Source organism: Paenibacillus sp. FSL H7-0350, from assembly GCF_038593195.1.
In the GTDB taxonomy this organism is placed as follows: Bacteria; Bacillota; Bacilli; order Paenibacillales; family Paenibacillaceae; genus Paenibacillus_AQ.
Genome location: NZ_CP151972.1, coordinates 2,832,803 through 2,854,330, shown reverse-complemented (window position 1 = coordinate 2,854,330; position 21,528 = coordinate 2,832,803). Strand labels below are relative to the sequence as shown.

The 21,528-nt window shown below is 39.8% G+C and carries 22 protein-coding genes; all 22 read left to right on the top strand.

Translation table 11 applies throughout. The annotated features are described in order from the left end of the window. The first annotated feature begins 5 nt into the window (after window positions 1–5). Entirely contained in the window at window positions 6–671 is a 666-nt protein-coding gene (gene yihA / locus NYE24_RS13025) for a ribosome biogenesis GTP-binding protein YihA/YsxC (protein ID WP_342478839.1), read from the top strand. A gap of 30 nt (window positions 672–701) precedes the next feature. Further along, on the top strand, window positions 702–1,289 hold the full coding sequence (locus NYE24_RS13020; RefSeq protein ID WP_076159892.1) for a non-ribosomal peptide synthetase module: 588 nt from the start codon (window positions 702–704) through the stop codon (window positions 1,287–1,289). Between the two features lie 101 nt (window positions 1,290–1,390). Then, the gene (locus tag NYE24_RS13015; protein WP_342478838.1) at window positions 1,391–2,173 is read left to right on the top strand and encodes a CpsB/CapC family capsule biosynthesis tyrosine phosphatase; all 783 of its coding nucleotides are present in this window, start codon (window positions 1,391–1,393) and stop codon (window positions 2,171–2,173) included. Between the two features lie 85 nt (window positions 2,174–2,258). Next, complete coding sequence (locus NYE24_RS13010; protein ID WP_342478837.1) at window positions 2,259–4,283, top strand: S-layer homology domain-containing protein; 2,025 nt, start codon at window positions 2,259–2,261, stop codon at window positions 4,281–4,283. Between the two features lie 98 nt (window positions 4,284–4,381). Then, window positions 4,382–5,158 carry a Wzz/FepE/Etk N-terminal domain-containing protein gene (locus tag NYE24_RS13005; protein ID WP_083678063.1) on the top strand — a complete coding sequence of 259 codons (777 nt, stop codon included), beginning with the start codon at window positions 4,382–4,384 and terminating at the stop codon, window positions 5,156–5,158. Continuing rightward, window positions 5,139–5,825: a CpsD/CapB family tyrosine-protein kinase gene (locus tag NYE24_RS13000; protein WP_036697555.1), complete on the top strand. Its 687-nt coding sequence runs from the start codon at window positions 5,139–5,141 to the stop codon at window positions 5,823–5,825. The genes NYE24_RS13005 and NYE24_RS13000 overlap by 20 nt, the downstream gene beginning before the upstream one ends. A gap of 41 nt (window positions 5,826–5,866) precedes the next feature. Beyond that, window positions 5,867–7,699: a nucleoside-diphosphate sugar epimerase/dehydratase gene (locus NYE24_RS12995; RefSeq protein ID WP_036697552.1), complete on the top strand. Its 1,833-nt coding sequence runs from the start codon at window positions 5,867–5,869 to the stop codon at window positions 7,697–7,699. 23 nt (window positions 7,700–7,722) lie between these two features. Further along, entirely contained in the window at window positions 7,723–8,397 is a 675-nt protein-coding gene (locus NYE24_RS12990) for a hypothetical protein (RefSeq protein WP_342478836.1), read from the top strand. 2 nt (window positions 8,398–8,399) lie between these two features. Further along, window positions 8,400–9,452, top strand: a complete 1,053-nt coding sequence (locus NYE24_RS12985) for a stalk domain-containing protein (protein ID WP_342478835.1) — start codon at window positions 8,400–8,402, stop codon at window positions 9,450–9,452. A 105-nt stretch (window positions 9,453–9,557) separates the two neighbouring features. Then, window positions 9,558–10,178, top strand: a complete 621-nt coding sequence (locus NYE24_RS12980; RefSeq protein ID WP_342478834.1) for a sugar transferase — start codon at window positions 9,558–9,560, stop codon at window positions 10,176–10,178. A 49-nt stretch (window positions 10,179–10,227) separates the two neighbouring features. Then, window positions 10,228–11,106, top strand: coding sequence for an NAD-dependent epimerase/dehydratase family protein (locus NYE24_RS12975; RefSeq protein WP_342478833.1), 879 nt, complete (start codon window positions 10,228–10,230; stop codon window positions 11,104–11,106). A 5-nt stretch (window positions 11,107–11,111) separates the two neighbouring features. Then, window positions 11,112–12,245, top strand: a complete 1,134-nt coding sequence (locus NYE24_RS12970) for a hypothetical protein (RefSeq protein ID WP_342478832.1) — start codon at window positions 11,112–11,114, stop codon at window positions 12,243–12,245. A gap of 15 nt (window positions 12,246–12,260) precedes the next feature. After that, window positions 12,261–12,854: a DapH/DapD/GlmU-related protein gene (locus tag NYE24_RS12965; RefSeq protein ID WP_342478831.1), complete on the top strand. Its 594-nt coding sequence runs from the start codon at window positions 12,261–12,263 to the stop codon at window positions 12,852–12,854. Window positions 12,855–12,949: 95 nt separating this feature from the next. Next, a complete protein-coding gene (locus NYE24_RS12960) occupies window positions 12,950–13,741 on the top strand; it encodes a glycosyltransferase (RefSeq protein WP_342478830.1) in 792 nt (263 codons plus the stop codon). Between the two features lie 118 nt (window positions 13,742–13,859). Next, window positions 13,860–14,993: a glycosyltransferase gene (locus NYE24_RS12955; RefSeq protein ID WP_342478829.1), complete on the top strand. Its 1,134-nt coding sequence runs from the start codon at window positions 13,860–13,862 to the stop codon at window positions 14,991–14,993. Further along, window positions 14,993–16,333 (top strand): hypothetical protein, encoded by a 1,341-nt coding sequence (locus NYE24_RS12950; RefSeq protein WP_342478828.1) that lies wholly within the window; start codon window positions 14,993–14,995, stop codon window positions 16,331–16,333. The genes NYE24_RS12955 and NYE24_RS12950 overlap by 1 nt, the downstream gene beginning before the upstream one ends. Further along, complete coding sequence (locus tag NYE24_RS12945; protein WP_342478827.1) at window positions 16,311–17,150, top strand: 6-hydroxymethylpterin diphosphokinase MptE-like protein; 840 nt, start codon at window positions 16,311–16,313, stop codon at window positions 17,148–17,150. The genes NYE24_RS12950 and NYE24_RS12945 overlap by 23 nt, the downstream gene beginning before the upstream one ends. After that, window positions 17,147–18,550, top strand: a complete 1,404-nt coding sequence (locus tag NYE24_RS12940; RefSeq protein WP_342478826.1) for an oligosaccharide flippase family protein — start codon at window positions 17,147–17,149, stop codon at window positions 18,548–18,550. Before NYE24_RS12945 ends, NYE24_RS12940 begins: the two co-directional genes overlap by 4 nt. A gap of 22 nt (window positions 18,551–18,572) precedes the next feature. Beyond that, window positions 18,573–19,223 carry an NTP transferase domain-containing protein gene (locus NYE24_RS12935; RefSeq protein WP_341017130.1) on the top strand — a complete coding sequence of 217 codons (651 nt, stop codon included), beginning with the start codon at window positions 18,573–18,575 and terminating at the stop codon, window positions 19,221–19,223. A 15-nt stretch (window positions 19,224–19,238) separates the two neighbouring features. Further along, window positions 19,239–20,009 carry a 3-deoxy-8-phosphooctulonate synthase gene (kdsA, locus tag NYE24_RS12930; protein ID WP_342478825.1) on the top strand — a complete coding sequence of 257 codons (771 nt, stop codon included), beginning with the start codon at window positions 19,239–19,241 and terminating at the stop codon, window positions 20,007–20,009. Window positions 20,010–20,028: 19 nt separating this feature from the next. Further along, window positions 20,029–20,994 (top strand): KpsF/GutQ family sugar-phosphate isomerase, encoded by a 966-nt coding sequence (locus NYE24_RS12925; RefSeq protein ID WP_342478824.1) that lies wholly within the window; start codon window positions 20,029–20,031, stop codon window positions 20,992–20,994. Continuing rightward, entirely contained in the window at window positions 20,991–21,452 is a 462-nt protein-coding gene (locus tag NYE24_RS12920; protein ID WP_342478823.1) for an HAD-IIIA family hydrolase, read from the top strand. The genes NYE24_RS12925 and NYE24_RS12920 overlap by 4 nt, the downstream gene beginning before the upstream one ends. Window positions 21,453–21,528: the final 76 nt, after the last annotated feature.

Below are 21,528 nucleotides of genomic sequence, written 5' to 3'. Positions count from 1 at the left end.
GTCCTATGAAAGTTATTAGCTCCGAATTTATTATCAGTGCCGTAGGCCCTGACCAATACCCTGTGGATGCCTTGCCGGAGATTGCTCTGGCAGGGCGCTCCAATGTAGGGAAGTCTTCTCTGATCAACCGGATGATTAACCGCAAGAATCTGGCCCGTACCAGTTCTACACCGGGCAAGACGCAGCATATGAACTATTATCGTGTGAATGAGAGCATGTATTTCGTTGACTTCCCGGGCTATGGCTATGCCAAGGTCTCGAAGACACAACGCGCCTCCTGGGGCAAAATGGTCGAAAAGTACATGGCAGAGCGCGAGACGCTGAAGATGGTCCTGCTTATCGTAGATCTGCGCCACCCGCCGACGGCCAATGACAAAATGATGTTCGACTGGCTGAAGCACTACGATCTGCCGCTCTGCGTAGTGGCCACCAAAGCGGACAAAATTCCTAAGACCCGCTGGCCGAAGCACATTAAGATCATGAAGCAGGAACTCGGTGTGCTGCCGGGAGACAGCTTCATTGCGTATTCATCAGAGATTGGACTTGGCAAAGACGAATTATGGGAACTTATAGATAGACATACTCTACCCACCGAAGAAGAGCTTCCGGCAGAACCGGATGATCAGGATTCCGGGGATGAACCGCAGCACGAAGCGCCTTCCGAGACTTAAGGGTTTGTCATTAAGAATTGAGGGATGTTTATGGCTCAGCGTCTGGCGATGGAATATGTGAATGCAACGATGCAAATGACCGAATTTCAGCTGAACCAGTTCCTGCAGACAGCAGATACCAGCTATATCAGTCACCGTGTGAAGGTACTGGGCGCGGGCGAACAGGAGATTGTGCTGGAGGAGGCCGGAGGCGAGGAGGTCCATCTGTCTTTTGAACGCAAAGGCGGCATCTATATGGGTTCCTTGACCTGCAGGGTGGTGAATCCTCATCTGATTAATGCAGTCCGCAAATTATTCTTCATGTATAAGGGCACGGGGACCGTAAACCGGATTTATAAGGATCTAACGATGATGTATTACTATGAAGGCGGCTCGGTGCGCCGGATCTCGGAAGTGAGGCCGGAAGGCACCAAGCTGATCTATCAGCATAAATATTCAGTGGCAGAGATGCTGGCTGTCTACAAGCGTCAGAACGTAGAAGGTGAGATTGAGCAGCTCCGTCAAGAGATTGATAGACTGCTCGATATGCGCAACCGTAGTCAGCAAGAGGCAGTAATTAACGAAGTAGATGAGAGACTTGCAGAGGCGGCCGGCCGGCTGTTCCGACTGGAAGCGTAGGTGATATTGTTTTAAAATATGGCAATCATTTCCTAGTGAAATGGTTGTATTTTTTTGCGGAAACTATACATATCCTCTACGAAGGGACCGATAAACAACATATGATAGATATCCATAGCCACATTCTACCCTTCATGGATGACGGAGCCGCTGATTACGACGCCGCTCTCGCCATGGCGCTTGACGCCCATAACGATGGTATTTCAACTGTAATAGCTACGCCCCACCATGCGAACGGAGTCTATATGAATCCGGCCCCGGAGATTGAAGCGGCGGTGCGGGTGCTGAATGCGAAGCTGCAGGAGGCAGGCAATCCGCTGATCGTGCTGCAGGGGCAGGAGATCCGGATCTACGGTGAACTGCTCGATGATCTGGAGCGCGGACAACTGCTGACGCTTGCCGGTTCCCGGTATATTTTGCTGGAGATGCCCTCTTCTAGGGTGCCCCGCACGATGGAAGAGACCTGCCATGAGCTGGTCATTCAGGGAATGGTGCCGGTTATTGCCCACCCGGAGCGCAATGCGGAGGTTGCTGCCGATCCGTCCAAGCTGCTGCGGTTAATTGAGCTTGGCGCTCTTGGACAGGTAACCGCACAGAGTATCGCCGGCGTCTTCGGGAGTAAGCTGCAGAAGCTGTCGCTCGAATTATGCCGGCAGCATGCCGTGCATATTATTGCATCCGATGCGCATGATTCTATGAACCGTCCCTTTGGATTAAGCGAGGCTTACGGGGTGGTGCGGCGGGAATTAGGAGCAGAGTCAGTCGACTTTTTTCAACAAAATGCGCGCGATATCCTTGCAAATAAGGAGATTAATCGAGTTAATCCTATTCAATCTAACAGTAAACTTCATAGATTGTTCGGATTTTTTTCGCGTAAGGGGTGACCTACTTAACTTTTGGTGGTAGAATGGGTATTACTGGATTTATGTTCTATTTATATAAAAATACATACACAGAGGTGGATGACAAGTGACTTTGAAGAAAAAATTGGCAGTATCTACACTAGCAGTAAGCATGGCAGCGGCATCCGTTGCCGGATTCCCGTTCAGCAGTAAGGGATTGGCTGAACATTTTGGAGTGAGTACAGCTTCCGCAGCAGCAGTATCGCAGGCAGATGTGAAGGCTAAGGTTGAGAAGATTTATGCTCAGCTTACAGAGAAAGAGAGACAAGCATTGCTTGCGTATGAGCAGGAAGCGGGCAATCTTAGCGCTGAGAAGTTCGAACAGATCTTCCAACCAGTACTTTCTAAGCTTAAATTGAATAATGAAGATCTTGCAATTGCCCATAAAGCTTTCACGAGTGTATCCAGTGTAGTCTACGATGTGTATGACAAGAATTACACTGCAATTAAGGAGATCCGCTACAATCTGGACAACGGTGCCTTGCTGAAGAAGATTGCAGCTAAGGCTGACGTATCTAATCTTACAGCTAAAGACTTCACTGAATTCCTGTTCGGTGACAAAGGCGTTGAAGCTGAACTTCGCGCAATGATCAGCAATAAGTCCGCAACTGATTTGTTGAACCTGATCGCTAATGCTTCCAGCACTGATGATGCTCTGAATAAATTGCTGGATGAAGCTATTACCAAGGTGCTGAACCATAACACAGTTGAAGGTGGTCTGACCGTAAGCCAGGTATTGTACAACCTTAACATTACTCCTGGAGATATTAAGCTCAGTCTGAAGAACCTGAAGGATACAATCCCGACAGCCAAGCCAGCAATGATGGCTCTTGCTTCAGCTTATGTTAGAGCTTACATTAACGAGCCTGTAACACCTGATCCTGGATCCCCTGGTGGCAGCACTGGCGGCGGCGGTGGCGGCACAGTAACAACTCCAGTTACGAACCCTACTGCTACACCAGGAATCTACGATGTATCCAAGCTGGTAACGATTGTAGGCGACAAAGCAACCTTGAAGCTCGTAGATGCTGACGTACTGAAAGCCTTCGATGCACTGGTTGCAGCCAATGCCGGTAAGACAGGTCTTACCCTTACCCTGAACCTGGGTACAGTGAATGCGGCAACGGTAGAAGTACCATTGTCCAAAGCAATCATCGAAGCAGCCAAGGCGAAAGGCATTGCCAACATTGCAATTACCTTCAACGGCTTGACCGTAACGATTCCAGTAGGACAGTTCAGTGAAGCTATTACACTGACTACTTCCACTGTAGCAGATACAACCGTAACTTCCCTGTCCAGCAATAAGCTGACATCAAGCGTATACGACTTCGAATTGACTGTGGGCGGTGTGGTTACATCCACCTTCAAGCAGCCAATCATCATCAAGCTGCCGCTTAAGAATACAGAAGGCCTTGACCGCGAACTGCTGTCCGTTGCGAAGGTAGTTTACGGCGCACTGCAATACCAGGGTGGTGTTGTAGACGGTGATCACATCACTGAACCGCGTGACGGCTTCTCTTCCTACGCTGTACTGGAGAACAAAGTCAGCTTCAAGGATGTTGCAAGTGTTCAAGCCTGGGCTGGAAGACAGATCTCAGTCGTAGCAGCCAAGGGCGCTATTGAAGGCGTAGGCAACGGCAACTTTGCTCCGAAGAGCAATGTGACCCGTGCAGAATTCTCCAAGATGCTGATCCGCGCACTGAACCTGGAGAACAACTCCGCGAAGCAGAGCTTCGGCGATGTAAGCTCCACTGCCTGGTATGCTCCTTATGTAGCTGTTGCTGCTGAGAAGGGAATCATTACTGGACGCAGTGCAGCCCAGTTCGATCCTAATGCAACGATTACGCGCGCAGAAATGGCAACGATGATTGCCCGTGCCGTGAAGTCGCAGAAGCCGGAAGCTGCAACGAATGTCAGCTCCCTGAGCAAGTTCTCTGATGCAGGCAAGATCGCTGCTTCCCTGAAAGACGGAGTAGCCTTCGCTGCCAGCAATAACCTGGTTATCGGCAACGCCGGCAAGTTCAATCCTAACAACACAGCTACACGTGCTGAAGCTGCAGTGATTATCTACCGCACCATCAACTTCAAGTAAGTAAATAGTATTGTGGAGAGCCTCCTCTCGTCGTTTAGAGAGGAGGCACTTTTTTAGGAAATAGGGTATAAGAATTTACAGCTTGGAGGGAAATGCACTTGTCAGCACAAGAATTGGATTTGCGCGATTATTTCCAGATTGTCAGGAAGAGACTGTGGATGATTATCAGCATTGTTATCGTGGCTTGTGTTCTTGCCGGGATCTACAGCTTATATATCAAGAATCCGGTCTATGAAGCTTCAACGAAGATCATTGTTAATCAGACGCCTACCCAAGCTACGGCAGCGCAGCTGGACCTGAATCAGATTAATACCAACATTCAGCTGATCAATACGTACAAGGAAATTATTAAGACTCCGGCGATCCTTGATGTTGTGGCCAAGAATTATCCGCAATTCGGGATTACGGCAGAGGAAATGCTGAAGAAGGTTAACGTGAGTTCTGTAAATAATACGCAGGTGATGACACTTGTCGTTCGAGATAATTCATACCAGAGAGCCGCAGAGATCGTGAATGCCATATCACTTGTATTTAAGCAGGAGATTCCGTCCTTGTTTAACGTACAGAATGTGTCCATCCTCAACGAAGCCAAGCTTAATCCGCCAGTTGCACCCGGACCGGTAGAGCCGAATGTGGTCATGAACCTCGCGATTGCTTTTATCGTATCCCTGATGATCGGCCTGGGGATTGCCTTCCTGCTGGAGTATCTCGATGATACGCTGAAGACAGAAGACGACATTAAGAAATACCTCGGACTTCCGACTATAGCCATGATTACCCGGCTGGGCCAGGAAGAAACCAAGACCACCGGGCAGCAGGCTCAGACACAGAGCAGAAAGGCGGGGGAACTCGAGCATGTCACAGCAGCCAAATAAACAACGCCATCTGATCACCGTGACCAACCCGCGTTCGCCGGTATCCGAAGCCTTTCGGGCACTGCGCACGAACATTGATTTCTCCTCTGTAGATGAACAGATCCAGATTATTATGGTCACTTCTTCCGGACCGGAGGAAGGAAAGTCAACCGTTACTGCCAACCTGGCCGCTGCTTACGCGCAAGCGGATAAGAAGGTGCTGCTAATCGATGGTGACTTGCGCAAGCCTACAGCACATAAGACTTTTTCCCTGAGTAACCGGTATGGGTTGTCCTCCTTGCTCTCGCAGCAGGCGAATCTGTCTGAGGTGATTCAGGAATCCGGTGTGAACAACCTGTATCTGATGACATCCGGCCCGATTCCTCCGAATCCTGCGGAGATGATGGCCTCCAACCGGATGAGTGCGGTGCTGCAGGAGCTGCGCCAGTTATATGATGTGATTCTGATTGATACTCCGCCGCTACTGGCCGTTACAGATGCGCAGATTGTGGCCTCCAAGAGTGACGGCGTAATCATGGTGGTCAGCTACGGTAAGGTGAAGCGTGATATTGCCGCTAAGGCGAAGGCAAATCTGGACCGGGTCGGGGCCAAGATGCTGGGCGTGGTCCTTAACAACGTGAAGCGCAAGGCCAGTGAAGGCTACTACTATTACTACTATGGCAATTGAATTGTTTAATTGATAAATTGTTATTTTTGGAGGCACTGAAAATGACAGCGAAAACAAGAGTGTTGGTATTATTCATGATCGATATTGCGATCATATGGTTCAGCATCGTGACGTCCTACCTGTTCCGGTTCTACAATGAGATTCCGCCGGAATATGTGGTACAGATGATCGTGTTCGGCGTAATCTCCACGGTGGCCGTCGGGGGAAGCCTGGTCTACTTCGGACTCTACCGCAGAATGTGGCAATATGCCAGTATTAACGAGATTATATCAGTTCTCAAAGCTATTGTAGTAGGAGCAGTATTATCTTTCGCTGCCGCTTATATTATCTTGCCCGAACGCGTGCCATTCAGCATAGAAGTCCGGTCGATGGAGACGGTTCTGCTGCTGGTTGGGGGAGTCCGCTTCTTCTGGAGAGTCTTCCGCAGTGACCGGAGCAACAACAAGAATACCGAGCTTCATACGCTTATTGTCGGGGCTGGAGATTGCGGAATCCTGATTGCCAAAGAACTGACGGGACCTTCCTTCGCGAGCACCCGGCTGGTTGGATTCATCGATGACAGCGCAGATAAATATCACCTGTCCATTCTGGGTGTGCCTGTATTGGGTAACCGTTATGACATTCCACGGATTGTGAAGGAGAAGCAGATTCACGAGATTATTATCGCGATGCCCTCGGTCTCCAGAACAGAAATATCCGAGATTATTAATCTGGCCAAGGCTACAGGCGCGAAGCTGAAGATTATACCGGCTCTGAATGACCTGATCGCAGGCAAGATTTCCGTCAAGAAGCTCCGCGATGTTAGCGTAGAGGACCTTCTGGGCCGTGAGCCGATTGTTGCAGACATGAACAGTATTCTGGGCTATGTTCATAACAAGACCGTACTGGTTACGGGCGCAGGCGGTTCTATCGGATCAGAGCTGTGCCGCCAGATAGCTCCCTTTGCACCGGACAAGCTGATGATTCTGGGACATGGCGAGAACAGTATCTATACGATTGAGATGGAACTGCGCAAGAGCTTCCCTTATCTGGAGATCGTGACCTTAATTGCTGACGTTCAGGACCGCACCCGGTTAATAGATGTATTCCAGAGCTATAAGCCGCAGGTGGTCTTTCATGCGGCAGCACATAAGCACGTTCCTCTGATGGAGCGTAACCCTTCCGAAGCGATCAAGAATAATGTCTTCGGGACCCGCAATGTAGCCGACTGTGCAGACATGTATGGCGCAGAGCGCTTCGTGATGATCTCCTCCGACAAGGCCGTGAACCCGACTAGCGTCATGGGGGCCACGAAGCGGATTGCCGAGATGTATGTGCAGAGTCTCAATGTAGCAAGTCCTACCAAGTTCTCTGCGGTACGCTTCGGTAACGTATTAGGCAGCCGGGGCAGTGTCATTCCCGCCTTCAAGTCGCAGATTGCCGCCGGTGGGCCGGTCACCGTAACGCATCCCGAGATGGTCCGTTACTTCATGACGATTCCCGAGGCGGTTCAACTGGTGATCCAGTCCGGCTCCTTCGCGAATGGCGGAGAAGTATTCGTCCTGGATATGGGAGCGCCGGTTAAGATCCTGGCTCTGGCCGAGGATTTAATCACACTGTCCGGTTACGAGCCTTACAAGGACATCGACATCACCTTCTCAGGCATCCGTGAAGGCGAGAAGCTGTATGAAGAACTATTGACCGATGAGGAGAACCTGGGTTCCACTCAGCATGACCGGATCTTCATCGGCAGACCTAATGTCTTCACCCGGAGCCAGATGGAGCTTGAATTCAAACGGTTGGAACGGGTTGTCACTGAAGATGCAGAAGCCATCCGCGAAGTGATTAACCAGATCGTACCGATGCAGCCAGTCATCCAGGCAGCCATTAGCTAATTAGAGATGTGGAGGTACCTGAAGTGAAAAGATGGACAAAAGTATTGATCTGGACGCTGTCGGTCGTCGTGGTGTTAGGTGTTGGCGGGTTATTCGCGGCCAATTATGCTGTCGATAAGCTAATGAACTCAATGGCAGGCGGCTTCGATGTGGAAGCTGGCAATACGCCCAGTGTCCCTCAGGGACAAGTGATTGAGCCTGTGGTAGCAGATAGCGACCCGTCTGCGGAGCCAGCAGCTTCCGCTGATCCGGCTTCAAGCTCTGCCCCAGATAGTACGCCTGCAACCAGCGGGACCGGAGATCAGACTACTACTGGTACGGACAAGCCTGCCAATACAGCTAAGCCTGCAAGCACTCCTGCTCCAACACCTGTGGATGGATTAGCCCATATTTCAACGGACAAGGCCAAGGAAGTTCAAGAGAACGTAACGATCACAGATAAAGCGAATGTGGCAGCTATCGTAGCCAAGCAGCTCAGTGTATCAGATATTAAGAGATTGCAAGAGTTAGCCCAAGGCGGACTAACAACTGAGGAGAAGCGGGAAGCCCGTAGCATTATCCTCGGCAAGGTCACAGAGGAGCAATATAACGAATTAGCTCAGATTGCCAAGAAGTACGGCGTCAGCCAAGGCAAGACCCGGGATCAGATCCTGGCTGAAGAAGAACAACTCAAAGCCCAAGAAAAAGGAAGTGAATAGGCATGTTCAAGATCAAGATTCCAGCAGCAGCACTTCTGAGCGTAGCCTTAATGGGCTGTGAGCCTCTGACAGCATCGGCTCCAATTACCACCGTAGCAGCAGCTAACCCTGTAGCCACTGCAACAGCAGCGCCCATCAAAGCATCCAATTCCATCAAAGTACAGAATGTGGATGTAACCATGCTATTCGATGGTGTTGCACTACAGCCGCCGGTTGGACAACATGTGTTCATGTACAATAACACTACTTATGTTCCTTTGCGCTTCATGTCGTATGCCCTGCAGAAGAGCGTAAGCTGGGATGCCAAGAACCTGAAGGTAACCGTAGCGGAGCCAAGCAGCTCAGAGATGGTAGTCATTAAGGAATACCTGATGAACGTCGTTAACGACGCTGCTTTCAATCCGAAGAATCTGGTGCTGAACAATGTAAATGCGAGCTATGTATTTAATGGAAGCAATAAAGCGTTACCTAAAGGCCAGTTCAGTTACCTGCTGAACGGCTCGATCTATGTCCCTCTAAGATTCTTATCGGAATCTGCAGGAAATTCCATTAGCTGGAATCAAAAAACAAAGACTATAACAGCAAATTCTAAAGACTACGAAGAAAATACGGCTTCTGCGAAACCAACCGACAAGGGAGCTAGTCCATCTGCAAGTGCAACACCGGCACCAGCAGCAACCCCAGCGGCTGAACCAGGTGGAGCAGCAGGCGGTTCAGGATCGGCAGGAACAGGGTCTGGTAAGGTTTCTTATGAGAGTATTACTAGTGAGACTGAGGCGAAGCTGAGCGCGTTGCAGTCGCAGAGCCAAGCTGTTTTGGCAGGATTACTTTTGGAATATTTAAGTGCAACAGATGACGCTGCCAAACAGAGTATCAAAGAAAAAGGAAAGCAGCAATTAGCTTCGTCTAGAGCTTCTTTCAACAGTATACTTGCTGACGCTGAACAAAAACTAAACACTAATGGATATAGCACAGCTATTTTAAAGCAGTATAAAGATGCATTCGATGCAAGCCTTCAACAGGGGATAGCGGGAGCTGCATCACTAGTAAATTAAGAGTTGAAGAAATTATCAATAATAGAAATGTGGTTCACAACTATTGTTATCCTTTGTACGCAATTGTAGCTGTGAACCATAGTATCTTAAGGACAAGGTGAATGTATGAAGCCTTATATGATCGTAAAACAAACTTTAGATTTCATACTGGCTCTAATCGGAATGCTCCTGTTATGGCCTTTTTTCTTGATTATCGCCTTGGTGATCAAGTCCACATCGAAAGGACCTGTTCTATTCCGGCAAAAGCGGTTAGGCAGGAACAAGAAAGAATTCTATATTCTCAAGTTCAGAACGATGCGCACAGATACACCAAGCGATATGCCTACACATTTGCTGCAAGATCCTGACTTCTTCATCACCAAAGTAGGCAAATTCCTGAGGAAGACAAGCCTTGATGAGCTTCCTCAGATTATAAATATTCTCAAAGGCGACATGAGCATAGTAGGCCCGCGCCCTGCGTTATGGAATCAATATGATTTGATTGCTGAAAGAGATAAGTATAAGGCTAATGATATTAAGCCGGGACTTACCGGGTGGGCCCAGGTTAATGGGCGGGATGAGCTCTTAATTGAAATTAAAGCGAAATTAGACGGTGATTACTTAAAACGTATTAGTTTTCAATTTGACTTAATCTGTTTTTTTGAAACAATAAAAATTGTTTTTAAACAAGAAGGCATTGTTGAAGGACAAACAACGGATATCAACAAAAATAGTGTGGATGCCTAAGATTTTAAAGTTTTCTGATTTGTAAAATTCAGGTGGTGAGAGACTCGACATGAGTGCTATTGGACTAAAAAAAGTACTGGTGACAGGCCTAAATAGTTATATTGGAACTTCCTTTAAAAAGTGGGTTGAAAAACATCATGAATCAAAAGCTATTCTAGTTGAGACTATTGATATAAAGAGTGAAGGATGGAAAGAAAAAGATTTCTCCGTATATGATGTTGTTTATCATGTAGCAGGTATTGCACATATAAAAGAAACAACTCGTAATACATCTCTTTATTTTAAAGTGAATAGAGATTTAACTATCGAATTAGCTCAGAAAGCTAAGAACAGCGGGGTTAAGCAGTTCATATTTCTCAGTTCAATGAGTGTCTATGGGGTTGAACATGGAATGATTTTTAGAGATACGGTTCCAAACCCACAGTCAAGCTACGGTATCTCAAAATTGCAGGCTGAAGAACAAATTATGAAGCTGAAAGATGATAAATTTAAAGTGGCAACTGTTAGGCCACCAATGGTATACGGAGAGAACTGTAAGGGCAACTATCCGCGACTTGCAAGCTTTGCTTTGAAGTTTCCTGTGTTCCCAGATGTGAATAATAAAAGAAGTATGATATATATTGATAATTTATCTAAGTTTGTTAGTTTATTGATTAATGATGAAGCAGAAGGAGTATATACTCCTCAAAATAAGGAGTATGTCAATACGAGTGAACTGGTGAGAAATATATCAGATATTCATGGTAAGAGAGTGAAGATTATAAAATCTTTTAATATTATTATAAATTTCTTAGTGAATAAGAGCAGTACTCTTAATAAGATGTTCGGAGATTTAATCTATGATAGCAATATTTCAAGTTATAAAAGTGAGTATTGTGTAGTTGATTTTAAGGAATCAGTAAAGAGGTCAGAAGGTTATGGGGAGTAATTATAATGAAAGCTGTTTGTATTAGCTGTTTTAATTATTATGATGATAGGTTGAGGCATGTAGAACAGCATTTGCAAAACAAAGGTTATGAGGTTCTGTATATAACTTCGGATTATGATCATATTGATAAAATTAGATATAGTATTGACCGGCCTAATGCAATTCAAATAAAAGTTATGGCTTATAGTAAAAACTTATCCATTCAAAGGTTGTATTCACACTACTTATTCGCAAAGAGTACATTAAAAGAGTTGAATCGTATAAAACCAGATCTATTGTATGTAATGTTACCACCTAATTTTTTAGCTAAATATATTTCACAATATAAAAGGCAGAATGATGTAAAAGTAGTATATGACTTGTATGACCTTTGGCCAGAAACTTTTCCTTCAACAAAAGCCAAATTATTGCTATCACTACCTTTTAAATTGTGGGGAAAACTAAGAGATGATAATTTAGATTCCGCAGACGTAATAGTTACAGAATGTGAACTATACCAAGATAAACTAGATTACATATTGCACGGCGCTAATAAAGAAGTTCTCTATTTGACTAAAGAAAAAAGTAGGATTCTCAGTACTCCAAGTACAGACACAAATATAATAAATGTAAGCTATTTAGGTTCAATTAATAGTATTATAGACATTTCATTAATAGTTAAATTGCTTGCTGAAATTAATAAAATAAAGCCAGTTTACTTGCATATAATTGGTGATGGTGAGAATAGAGAGCAATTAATACGTGAAGCTGAAAGCTTTGGTGTTAGAGTTCAATACCACGGAAGAATATATAATGAGGAAGAGAAAAGAGCTATTTTTGACCTCTGCTTATTTGGGATAAATATGATGAAGGATTCTGTTTGTGTAGGCTTAACAATGAAGTCTATAGATTACTTCCAAGCAAGCCTACCTATACTAAATAATATTCAAGCAGATACAGCTTATTTAGTCGATGAGCATAGTATTGGTTTTAACGTCACTAAAGATAATATTAAAGAAGTTGCGGTCAAAGTAGCTGCAATCAGTAAGTCTGACATTCAGTTGATGAGACAGAATACTAAAACGGTGTTTGAAAATTTTTTTTCTCACGAGGCATTTAATAAAAAACTCGAAAAAGTCTTTCATAAAATTTCTAATTAGATTGTGGTGAAATGAATGAGTGATGAACGATCAAGTAATTATGGTCTTGGAGAAATTCTGACAAATGGTATTGCTCTAATTTATACTAAGTTATTTTGGAGAAAAGCAAGGCTGATACGTCTTCCCATCAGGGTGAGAGGAAAGCAATGCATGAGCTACGGTACAGGTTTTACTGTTGGTTATAGTTGCCGTATAGAAATGAATGGAGTAAAGGCAAAAGCGAAATTAATAATTGGCGATAATTGTGTGATTGGGGACTATGCACATATAGTTGCCAATTATAAAGTTGTTATTGGTAGTGGAGTTCTTATGGCCTCTCGTGTATTTATCACCGATACTCATCATGGTAACTACTCGGACAAAAGTGAGGACTCACTCCCGATAGTTCCACCTAATAAACGCCCACTACATTATAAAGAAGTAAGTATAGGGGACAATGTGTGGTTGGGAGAAAATGTATCTATATTACCAGGAGTTAGTATTGGGGATGGTTGTATTATTGGGGCGAATGCTGTTGTAACTAAGAACATTCCAAAGAATAGCATTGCTGCTGGAAATCCAGCAAAAGTTATAAAAAAGTATGACTTAAAACTGGATAAGTGGATTTAGTATTTTATTGTAAATAACATTGGATTTTTTTTGAATGAAATTTTGCTTAATTTGATATTATTTTTGAACAATAAAATGAACAATAGGTGAGGCCAATGAACTTCTCGGTTATAATACCCATGTATAATAGCGAAAATACTATAACAAAAACACTTGATTCTGTTAAAGAACAGACAGCGTATGATAGAATACTTGAAATTATAGTTGTTAATGATGGTTCTACAGATAATTCATTAAATATTGTTAAGGAATATATTTTATATAATGATGATCTACCTATAATTCTAATTGATAAAATAAATGGAGGGGTTTCGTCTGCACGCAATGCTGGTATGAGGATATCTAGAGGAGAATGGATTGCTTTACTTGATTCGGATGATGAATGGCTATCTAATAAAATCGAGATTCAATTAAAGACAATAGAAAAAAATCCGGATATAGATTTTTTGGGTGGAAATTCAAATGGACTCAGTTTAAGAATTATTTTTAAAAAAATTGATAACCTTTATAAGGCAAGTGTAAAAGACTTGTGTCTAAAAAGTTTTCCAGTTACACCAGCAGCTGTATTTAGAAGGAGAATAATAGACGAAATTGGCTATTTTGATGAAGAGCAAAAATATGCTGAAGATGGAAACTATTTTTTGAAAATATGTACTTATTATAATTATTATCACTTGCCTGTTCAAATGGTAAACTGCGGGGGGGGGAAGCCTTCATTTGGTTACAGTGGTTTGTCTGCTAATCTAAAAGGTATGTACGAAGGTAATGTGAAAAACATTCAAGATTTAAGAAAGGACTCAATTTTAAGTTTGAATTTTTATCTGTTTTTGCGTATTTTCTTTTGGTCTAAATATATCAGAAGAATTATAATATCAAAGCTACGTTAAAAAAATATTTTCAACTCAGTTTTTAGTTGAATTACAGTTAATTTTATTATTCTAAATTAAATAAAGATATATTTTATTATTGGAACAAAAATGAATTGTTTAATAGGAGTCGAATAGTATGAATAAAATCAAGATCTTGCATGTTATTGGTACCTTGAAGGTTGGGGGGGCGGAAACAGTTGCAATGAATTACTTTAGATTTATAAACAGGAATATATTCAATTGTGACTATTTAGTTTATGGAGATGAAATTGGAGAGTATGAGGAGGAGGTATATAAATTAGGGGGGAATGTTATTAGAATTCCTAAACCATCGGATAATTATAATGAATTTCAAATCAATTGTCAAAATATATTTAAAAAAGGGGGGTATGACATTGTTCATTCTCATACACTTTTAAACAATGGATTAGTAATGAAAGCAGCTAAGAAAGCTGGTGTCAAAGCTCGTATTTGTCATTCACACAATATTAAAAATAGACCGAAGGAAAACTTAATAACTTTCTTATATGCTCAATATATGAAAATACTTATCAGAAAGAATTCTACGGATTTCTTAGCATGTGCAAGGGAGGCAGGAATTTATTTATTTGGTCGAAAGAAATTTGAGAGTAAGGGGATAGTTATTAAGAATGGAATTGAAACATCAAAATTTTTATATGACTCAAATATAAGGGGGAAAACTCGTGAAAATTTGAGTATTGAAAATAAATTTGTGGTCGGAAATATTGGAAGACTTGTTGATCAAAAAAACCAGAAATATTTGTTGGAAATATTTCAAATGGTTTTGAAGGAAATTCCAGATTCTATTCTTTTAATTGTAGGGGACGGAGCTTTAAGGGGATGTTTGGAAGAAAAATCTAAATCTTTGGGGATAGGAAGTGCTGTAAGATTTTTAGGTTCCAGGGACGATATTAAAGATTTATTGCAGGCCATGGATGTTTTTGTTTTTCCCTCACTTTTTGAAGGATTAGGAATTGTTCTAGTTGAAGCACAAACTTCGGGCTTAAAGTGTATTGTATCAAACACTATACCTAGAGAAGCTGGAATTAGTAACTTAATCGAATTTGTTGATCTAAATCAAAGAAAAGAATACTGGGCGAATTTAATAATAAGTAAAAAAAATGAGATGGAAAGAAGTAATATGGAAGGGATTATTTCTAAATCAGGATATGATATTAAAAGTGTAGTTAAGAAGCTTGAAAGAATTTATATTGATTCCTTAGGTATCAATATGGGGGACGTTAGTTAATGAGACCTGCAACAAGTCGGGAAACTTTAGATTTAATAAAAAAAGAATCAGTTAATGCTGAACTATCTTTGTTAAGCATAGCAAGTTTTATTGGGTTTATACTTTATGCTGTAACTCCTTATTGGTTTTATAATCAGTCAATTACATTATTAAGTGTAATACTTGGAGTATGGATATTTACTTTTCTTCTTATTATACCCTCTAAAATACAGTCTTATCTAAGTAATAGAGTTAATATCGCCCTTTTTGTACTAATTTGTTTCTGGATACCATATGTATTTATTCTTCGATTAGTTGGTTTTTCAACATCAGATTGGGGTAACTTTTTTGTTTATGCGCTCTTCTGGTTTTCTTATGTTGCTTTTTGTTTTTATAATGGTGTACTAAATGTCAAAAACAAAATGATTATTATTTTAGCAATTATTATGATTTATGCATTCAATGCAATTGACAATATGAGATTATTATTGCTTTACCCTAATGGAAATAAACTCATAAATTTTTATGATGTTTATAAACAGTACAACATTGGAGGTACTACTTTTGCCTTCGAGCTATCTTTATGTGCATTGATTTGCCAGTTGTTAATGCTCAATCAAACTAAATATAAAAAAATAGTTTTTGGTGCCTATACAATAAATTTAATATACTTATTTGCATTTTCAGGGAAAATGACTTCAATAGTATTATTTATTTGTGCCTCTTTGGCAATGTTAATAACATGGAAAATAAATAATTTCAAGAAGAATGAGAGAATTTTGTTATTTATTGGTTTTATTATAACTTTATTACTTTCTTTGTTTTTTTTACCATATATTTTTAGATTATTTGGTGATAGCGTTGCTTCTCACGATTTAAGCAATAGATTCTATTCTTTGGCCAACTTTTTAGAAAAAATGTATACAGGTAACTTGGTTATTGATGAGTATTTAGTAAGAATTGATTTGGCCAAACTAAGCTTAGAAACTTTTATTTCTTCTCCGATATTTGGCATAGGTAAACATTTTGCAAATCAACAAATGTATGGGCTGAACGCAGTGTATTCAGTTGGAATTGGTAGTCATTCTGAATTAATTGATCATCTCGCAGTATATGGGATAGTAGGTCTGGTATCATATCTATTTATTTTCAAAAAATATTTTGTTACCTTGCTATACAAGTGTACTACTACAATCAATAGAGATCTTTATAAAATTATAATAGCATTTGTTGTTTTTTATTCAATTCTGAATAATAGTTTTAGTATGGGGGTTGGAATACTATTATTTATTATGCTTCCTTTTGTTTTAGATATTATAGAAGAGGGGATAAAATCAAATGCTTCAAACAATAAAGCGTAATTTACAGAAAAGTGAAAAGCACAGGAGTTTGTACTTAATAATAAAAAAAATAAAACATTATTATGGGAAAACACTTATTTTTAATATGAGAATGTTTTTAAGATATATAGGAATTTCTAACTTTCATTACAAAAATCTAAAAAAACTAAAGAACACTAATGAAAATCAAAGATGTTTTATAATAGCTACGGGCCCGAGTTTAACAATTGAGGATTTAAATAAGGTACGTGATGAGAAAACATTTGGAATGAATTCACTATGTAAAATTTATGAAGAAATAGGTTGGGAAACGACCTATTATGGCATACAAGATACTTATGTGTATGAAAAACTTAAGGGGGATATCGCATCTATCAAGAAATCTACAATAATAATAGGTGACAGTATTAAAGACTCTTGGGAGGATTATCAAAAAAAATGGTGTAGTTATCCTCTTAATATGTTAAATCACTTGGTAACTTATGAAGATTTAACTGCAGATTTTAGTGAAAATAGTTATATGAAAGTGTACGATGGGTATACAATTACCTATTCTTTGATCCAAATTGCAGTGTATATGGGGTTTAAAGAGATAGTTTTAATGGGATGCGATTGTAATTATTCAGATAACAAAGATAATCAACATTTCGTTTCTTCTGGAGTTTTTGACTCCACATATAAAACTGCTGGAAAACGTATGATGTTTGCTTATGAAAAAGCTAAAGAATTTGCTGATGCTAATAATATTATGATTTATAATGCTACAAGAGGTGGAATGTTAGAGGTTTTTCCCAGAGTAGACTTAGACGAAATCCTCAATCTTAAGGTGAATAAATGAATTCGATAATAAGTATATTTAAAAATGAAAATACTAAGGCAGGCGGATTCTATCTCATTGGGAATTTATTTGATAAAGCTATACTTTTTCTTACAATACCTATATTTACAAGGTTAATGTCTACTTCCGACTATGGAATAGTTAATACTTATATGTCGTGGGTATCTATTTTATCCTTAGTAGTTGGTCTTTCTTTAGGACATTCTATCCGAACGGCTTTTATAGATTTCAAAGAAAATTTTGAAGCTTATATTTCTTCTATTTTGTTTCTCTCATTTCTTAACTTCTTGGTTTCATCGGTATTAATACTAATAATTATGTATTCTTTTTTCAAAGAGGTTAATTTAATATTGGTGATTTTATGTTTAGTGCAATCTTATATGACTTTTATAATTAATTGTATAAGTATTAAATATATGATGACTATGGAATATATTAAGAAAACAATATTATTAGCATTACCGAATGTTTTGATAACGGTATTATCAATTGCTTTGCTGGTAAATATCGAGAATAATCAAGCGCTCGGAAGAATAATACCCTACATAATGGTAACATCTGTGGTAGGAATTTATCTTCTTGTATCGTCCTTTGTTAAAGGAAAAAAAATTATTAGTAAGATTTACTGGAAATATAGCATATCATTGTCTATTCCTTTGATTTTTCATGGACTATCTATGAATATTTTATCAGTAGCGGATAGAATTATGATAACTGCATTCCGTAGTGCAGCTGAGACTGGTATCTTTAGTCTAGTGTATAGCTTAAGTATGATCGCGTTAGTAGTTACCTCATCTATGGAAAGCGTCTGGATACCTTGGTTTACCAAGAAATTGCAACAAGGTGAAAAAAATATTATTAATAAGAGAGTGAATTTATATATAGAATTAGTGGTAGTTGTTATTATTGGTTTACTACTAATATCTCCCGAGATATTAGTATTTATGGCTCCTGAAGAATATTGGGGTGGTAGAAACCTAATTCCTCCAGTAGTATTAGCATCCTTTATAATTTTTTTGTATTCAATTTCAGTCGATTTAGAATACTACTATAAATCTACTAAAGTAATAGCGACTAATACTGTTATCGCTGCAATGATTAATATCGGATTAAACTTTATCTTTATTCCTCATTATGGGGCAATAGCGGCTGCATTTACAACAGTTATTGCTTACGCGGTATCGTTTGGTATTCATTATCGGGCAGCTCGAAAATTAGATAATGAGTTATTTCCTATTAAAATTTATTTAAAACCGGTAATTACAGTTTTATTTGCAACTGTATTAACTTATAGCTTGATGGATTATGCATCTGCACGATGGGGAATAGCTATAGTTGGATTTGGATTATACACTTTCATATCTCTAAAGAATGATAGATTCTCCTTTGTTTTAAATTAATTCTAGAAAGGTGGAGGGGATTTTGACTGAAAAAAGAGTCGTAGCTTTTGTTCCCATTAAGTTAAATAGCCAAAGACTGCCTCACAAAAATATTCTTCCAATAGCAGGACATCCTTTATGTTGGCATATTGTTGATACTTTGAATAATGTTGAGGGCATTGATGAAACTTATGTCTTTTGTAGTGATGAGGAAGTAAAGAATTATATACCTTTGGGTGCGAAATTTCTTAAGAGAGATTCAAGATTAGATGGTGATATGGTAAAAGGTTTTGAGATTTATGAAGCATTTATTAATCAGGTTGATGCTGACATTTATGTTCTGGCACATACTACATCACCATTTATTAAACGTGAGACTATTAGCAACTCACTAAATAGTATTCTTAAGAAAGGTCATGATTCTGCTTTTTCAGCTCAAAAAATACAAACTTTTGCATGGTATCAAGGCGAGCCAATAAACTATGATATTAATGATGTTCCTCGCACTCAGGATATGGAACCTATTTATGTTGAAACTAGCGCTTTCTTCATGTTCGAAAAAGAGATTTTTACTGAGCATCACAGAAGAATTGGGTTCAAACCATATATACAAGAGGTCGATAGTATTGAAGCAGTAGATATCGATACTAAAGATGATTATGACTTTGCAATAAGAATTATAGAAAATAATTAAGAGGAGTGTAAGAACATGTTTAAATTGATAGCTGGGCCATGTGTGATTGAAAGTGAGGAATTAGTATTACAAGTTGCTAAAGAGGTAAAGGCAATAACAGATGAGCTAGGAATTGATTATTATTTCAAAGCTTCATTTGATAAAGCTAACAGAACATCGATAGATTCCTTTAGAGGACCAGGTCTTGAAGAGGGTCTTAGAATTTTGCAGAAAGTTAAGGATACATATGGCTTGAAAATCGCTACTGATATCCATGAACCATACCAAGCTGAGCCTGTTTCAAAAGTTGCTGATATCATTCAAATTCCTGCTTTTTTGTGCAGACAGACAGATTTACTGGTTGCTGCCGCGAAAACTAACAAAATTGTAAATGTGAAAAAAGCACAATTCCTTGCACCATGGGACATGAAAAATGTTGTTAGGAAGTTAGAAGAGGGCGGAAATAAGAATATTATGCTTTGTGAACGTGGTACTACTTTTGGTTACAACACTTTAGTGGTTGACATGACTGGTTTAATAGAATTAAAGAAATTTGGATATCCAGTTGTATTTGATGCTACACATAGTGTACAAAAGCCAGGTGGCAAAGGGGACGCAACTGGTGGTAACAGAGACTACGTTCAGTATTTAGCAAGAGCTGCTATGGCAGTCGGTATAGATGCATTATTTATGGAAGTTCATCCTGATCCGGACAATGCTAAATCCGATGGTCCGAACATGGTTAAATTAAGTGACTTGAAGCCTATACTAGAAAAATTAATAAAAGTATACCAAGCTGTGAATTAATAGAATAGGGGCTAGGCATATGGATTATGTTACTCAAGCCAGAAGAGTTTTTGATATAGAAATTAAAGCACTTGAGCTTGTAAGAGATCATTTAAATGACGATTTTATTAACATCTTGAGGATTGTAACTGAATGTAGAGGGAAAGTAGTAGTTACTGGTATGGGAAAGATGGGTCATGTTGCACGTAAGATCGCTGCGACTATGGCTAGTCTAGGTGGGCCATCCTTCTATTTGCATCCCGGTGAAGCTCTTCATGGAGATTTAGGAATGGTCACAAGTGATGATGTCGTTATTGCTTTAAGCTACAGTGGGGAAAGTGAAGAAATTACTAGATTACTAGCAAACATAAAGGCAATTGGTGCGATCTTAATAGGGATTTCAGGGAATGCTGATTCTACATTGGTGAAATATAGTGATTATTCTCAAGTTTTCCCGAATTTCGATGAGGCTTGTAATCTTAGTTTAGCCCCAACTTCTAGTACAACTGCTGCTTTAGTTTATGGAGATGCTCTTGCTGTAGTAGCTTCTAAAGTATACGGATTTACTGAGGAAAAATTTGCATTATTCCATCCTGCCGGTTCACTAGGTAAGAAATTACTGATTAAAGTCCAAGATGTAATGGCTTATGGCGAGGATAATGCAGTTATACAACAAGATGTTACTTTAAAAAGTGCAATTATTGAAATGGGCAAGAAAGGGCTTGGAATAGTTACTGTGGTTGATAATAAGAATAATATTATTGGTGTTGTAACTGATGGAGATCTGAGACGACAACTTGAGAAAGGTGTAGATGTTTATGGTCTTTCTGTAAATGAGATTATGACTAAAACACCAGTTACCATTAATCTTGAGAGTATGGCAGTTGAAGCTCTTCAGATACTAAAAAATAAAAATATATCTTGTGCACCCGTAATTGATAAGCTTAATAAAGTAGTTGGAACAATAAGAATACAAGCAATCTTGAACAAAGGAATAATTATATGATAAAAATGATTATTATGGATGTTGACGGGACATTAACTGATGGCAAGATTTATATTGGACCACAAGGTGAAGTCATGAAGGCTTTTAGTGTAAAAGATGGTTTAGGAATAACCAAATTAAACGCAATGGGTATTAAACCAGTTATACTAACCGCTAGAAGTTCGGAAATTGTAGCTAATAGAGCAATGGAATTGAAAATTGAAGATGTATACCAAGGTATACATGACAAAATCTCGGGCCTAGATATGATAAGTAAGAAATATAACATTGGATTTAATGAGATAGCTTACATTGGTGACGATGAGAACGATCTAGAATGTATGAAAGCATGTGGTTACAGTGGGTGCCCGGCAGATGCAACTAGCACTATTAAGAATGTCGTTAATTTCATAAGTGTATTTAATGGTGGAAATGGTGCAGTTAGAGAATTTATTGAACATATATTGGTGAAAGCTTAGAGATTTTCATTTCTACTTCTCTCGAATTTTGGGTCCTACATAATGGCTCGAACTAGAGGGAAGTTATTTTTGTAAT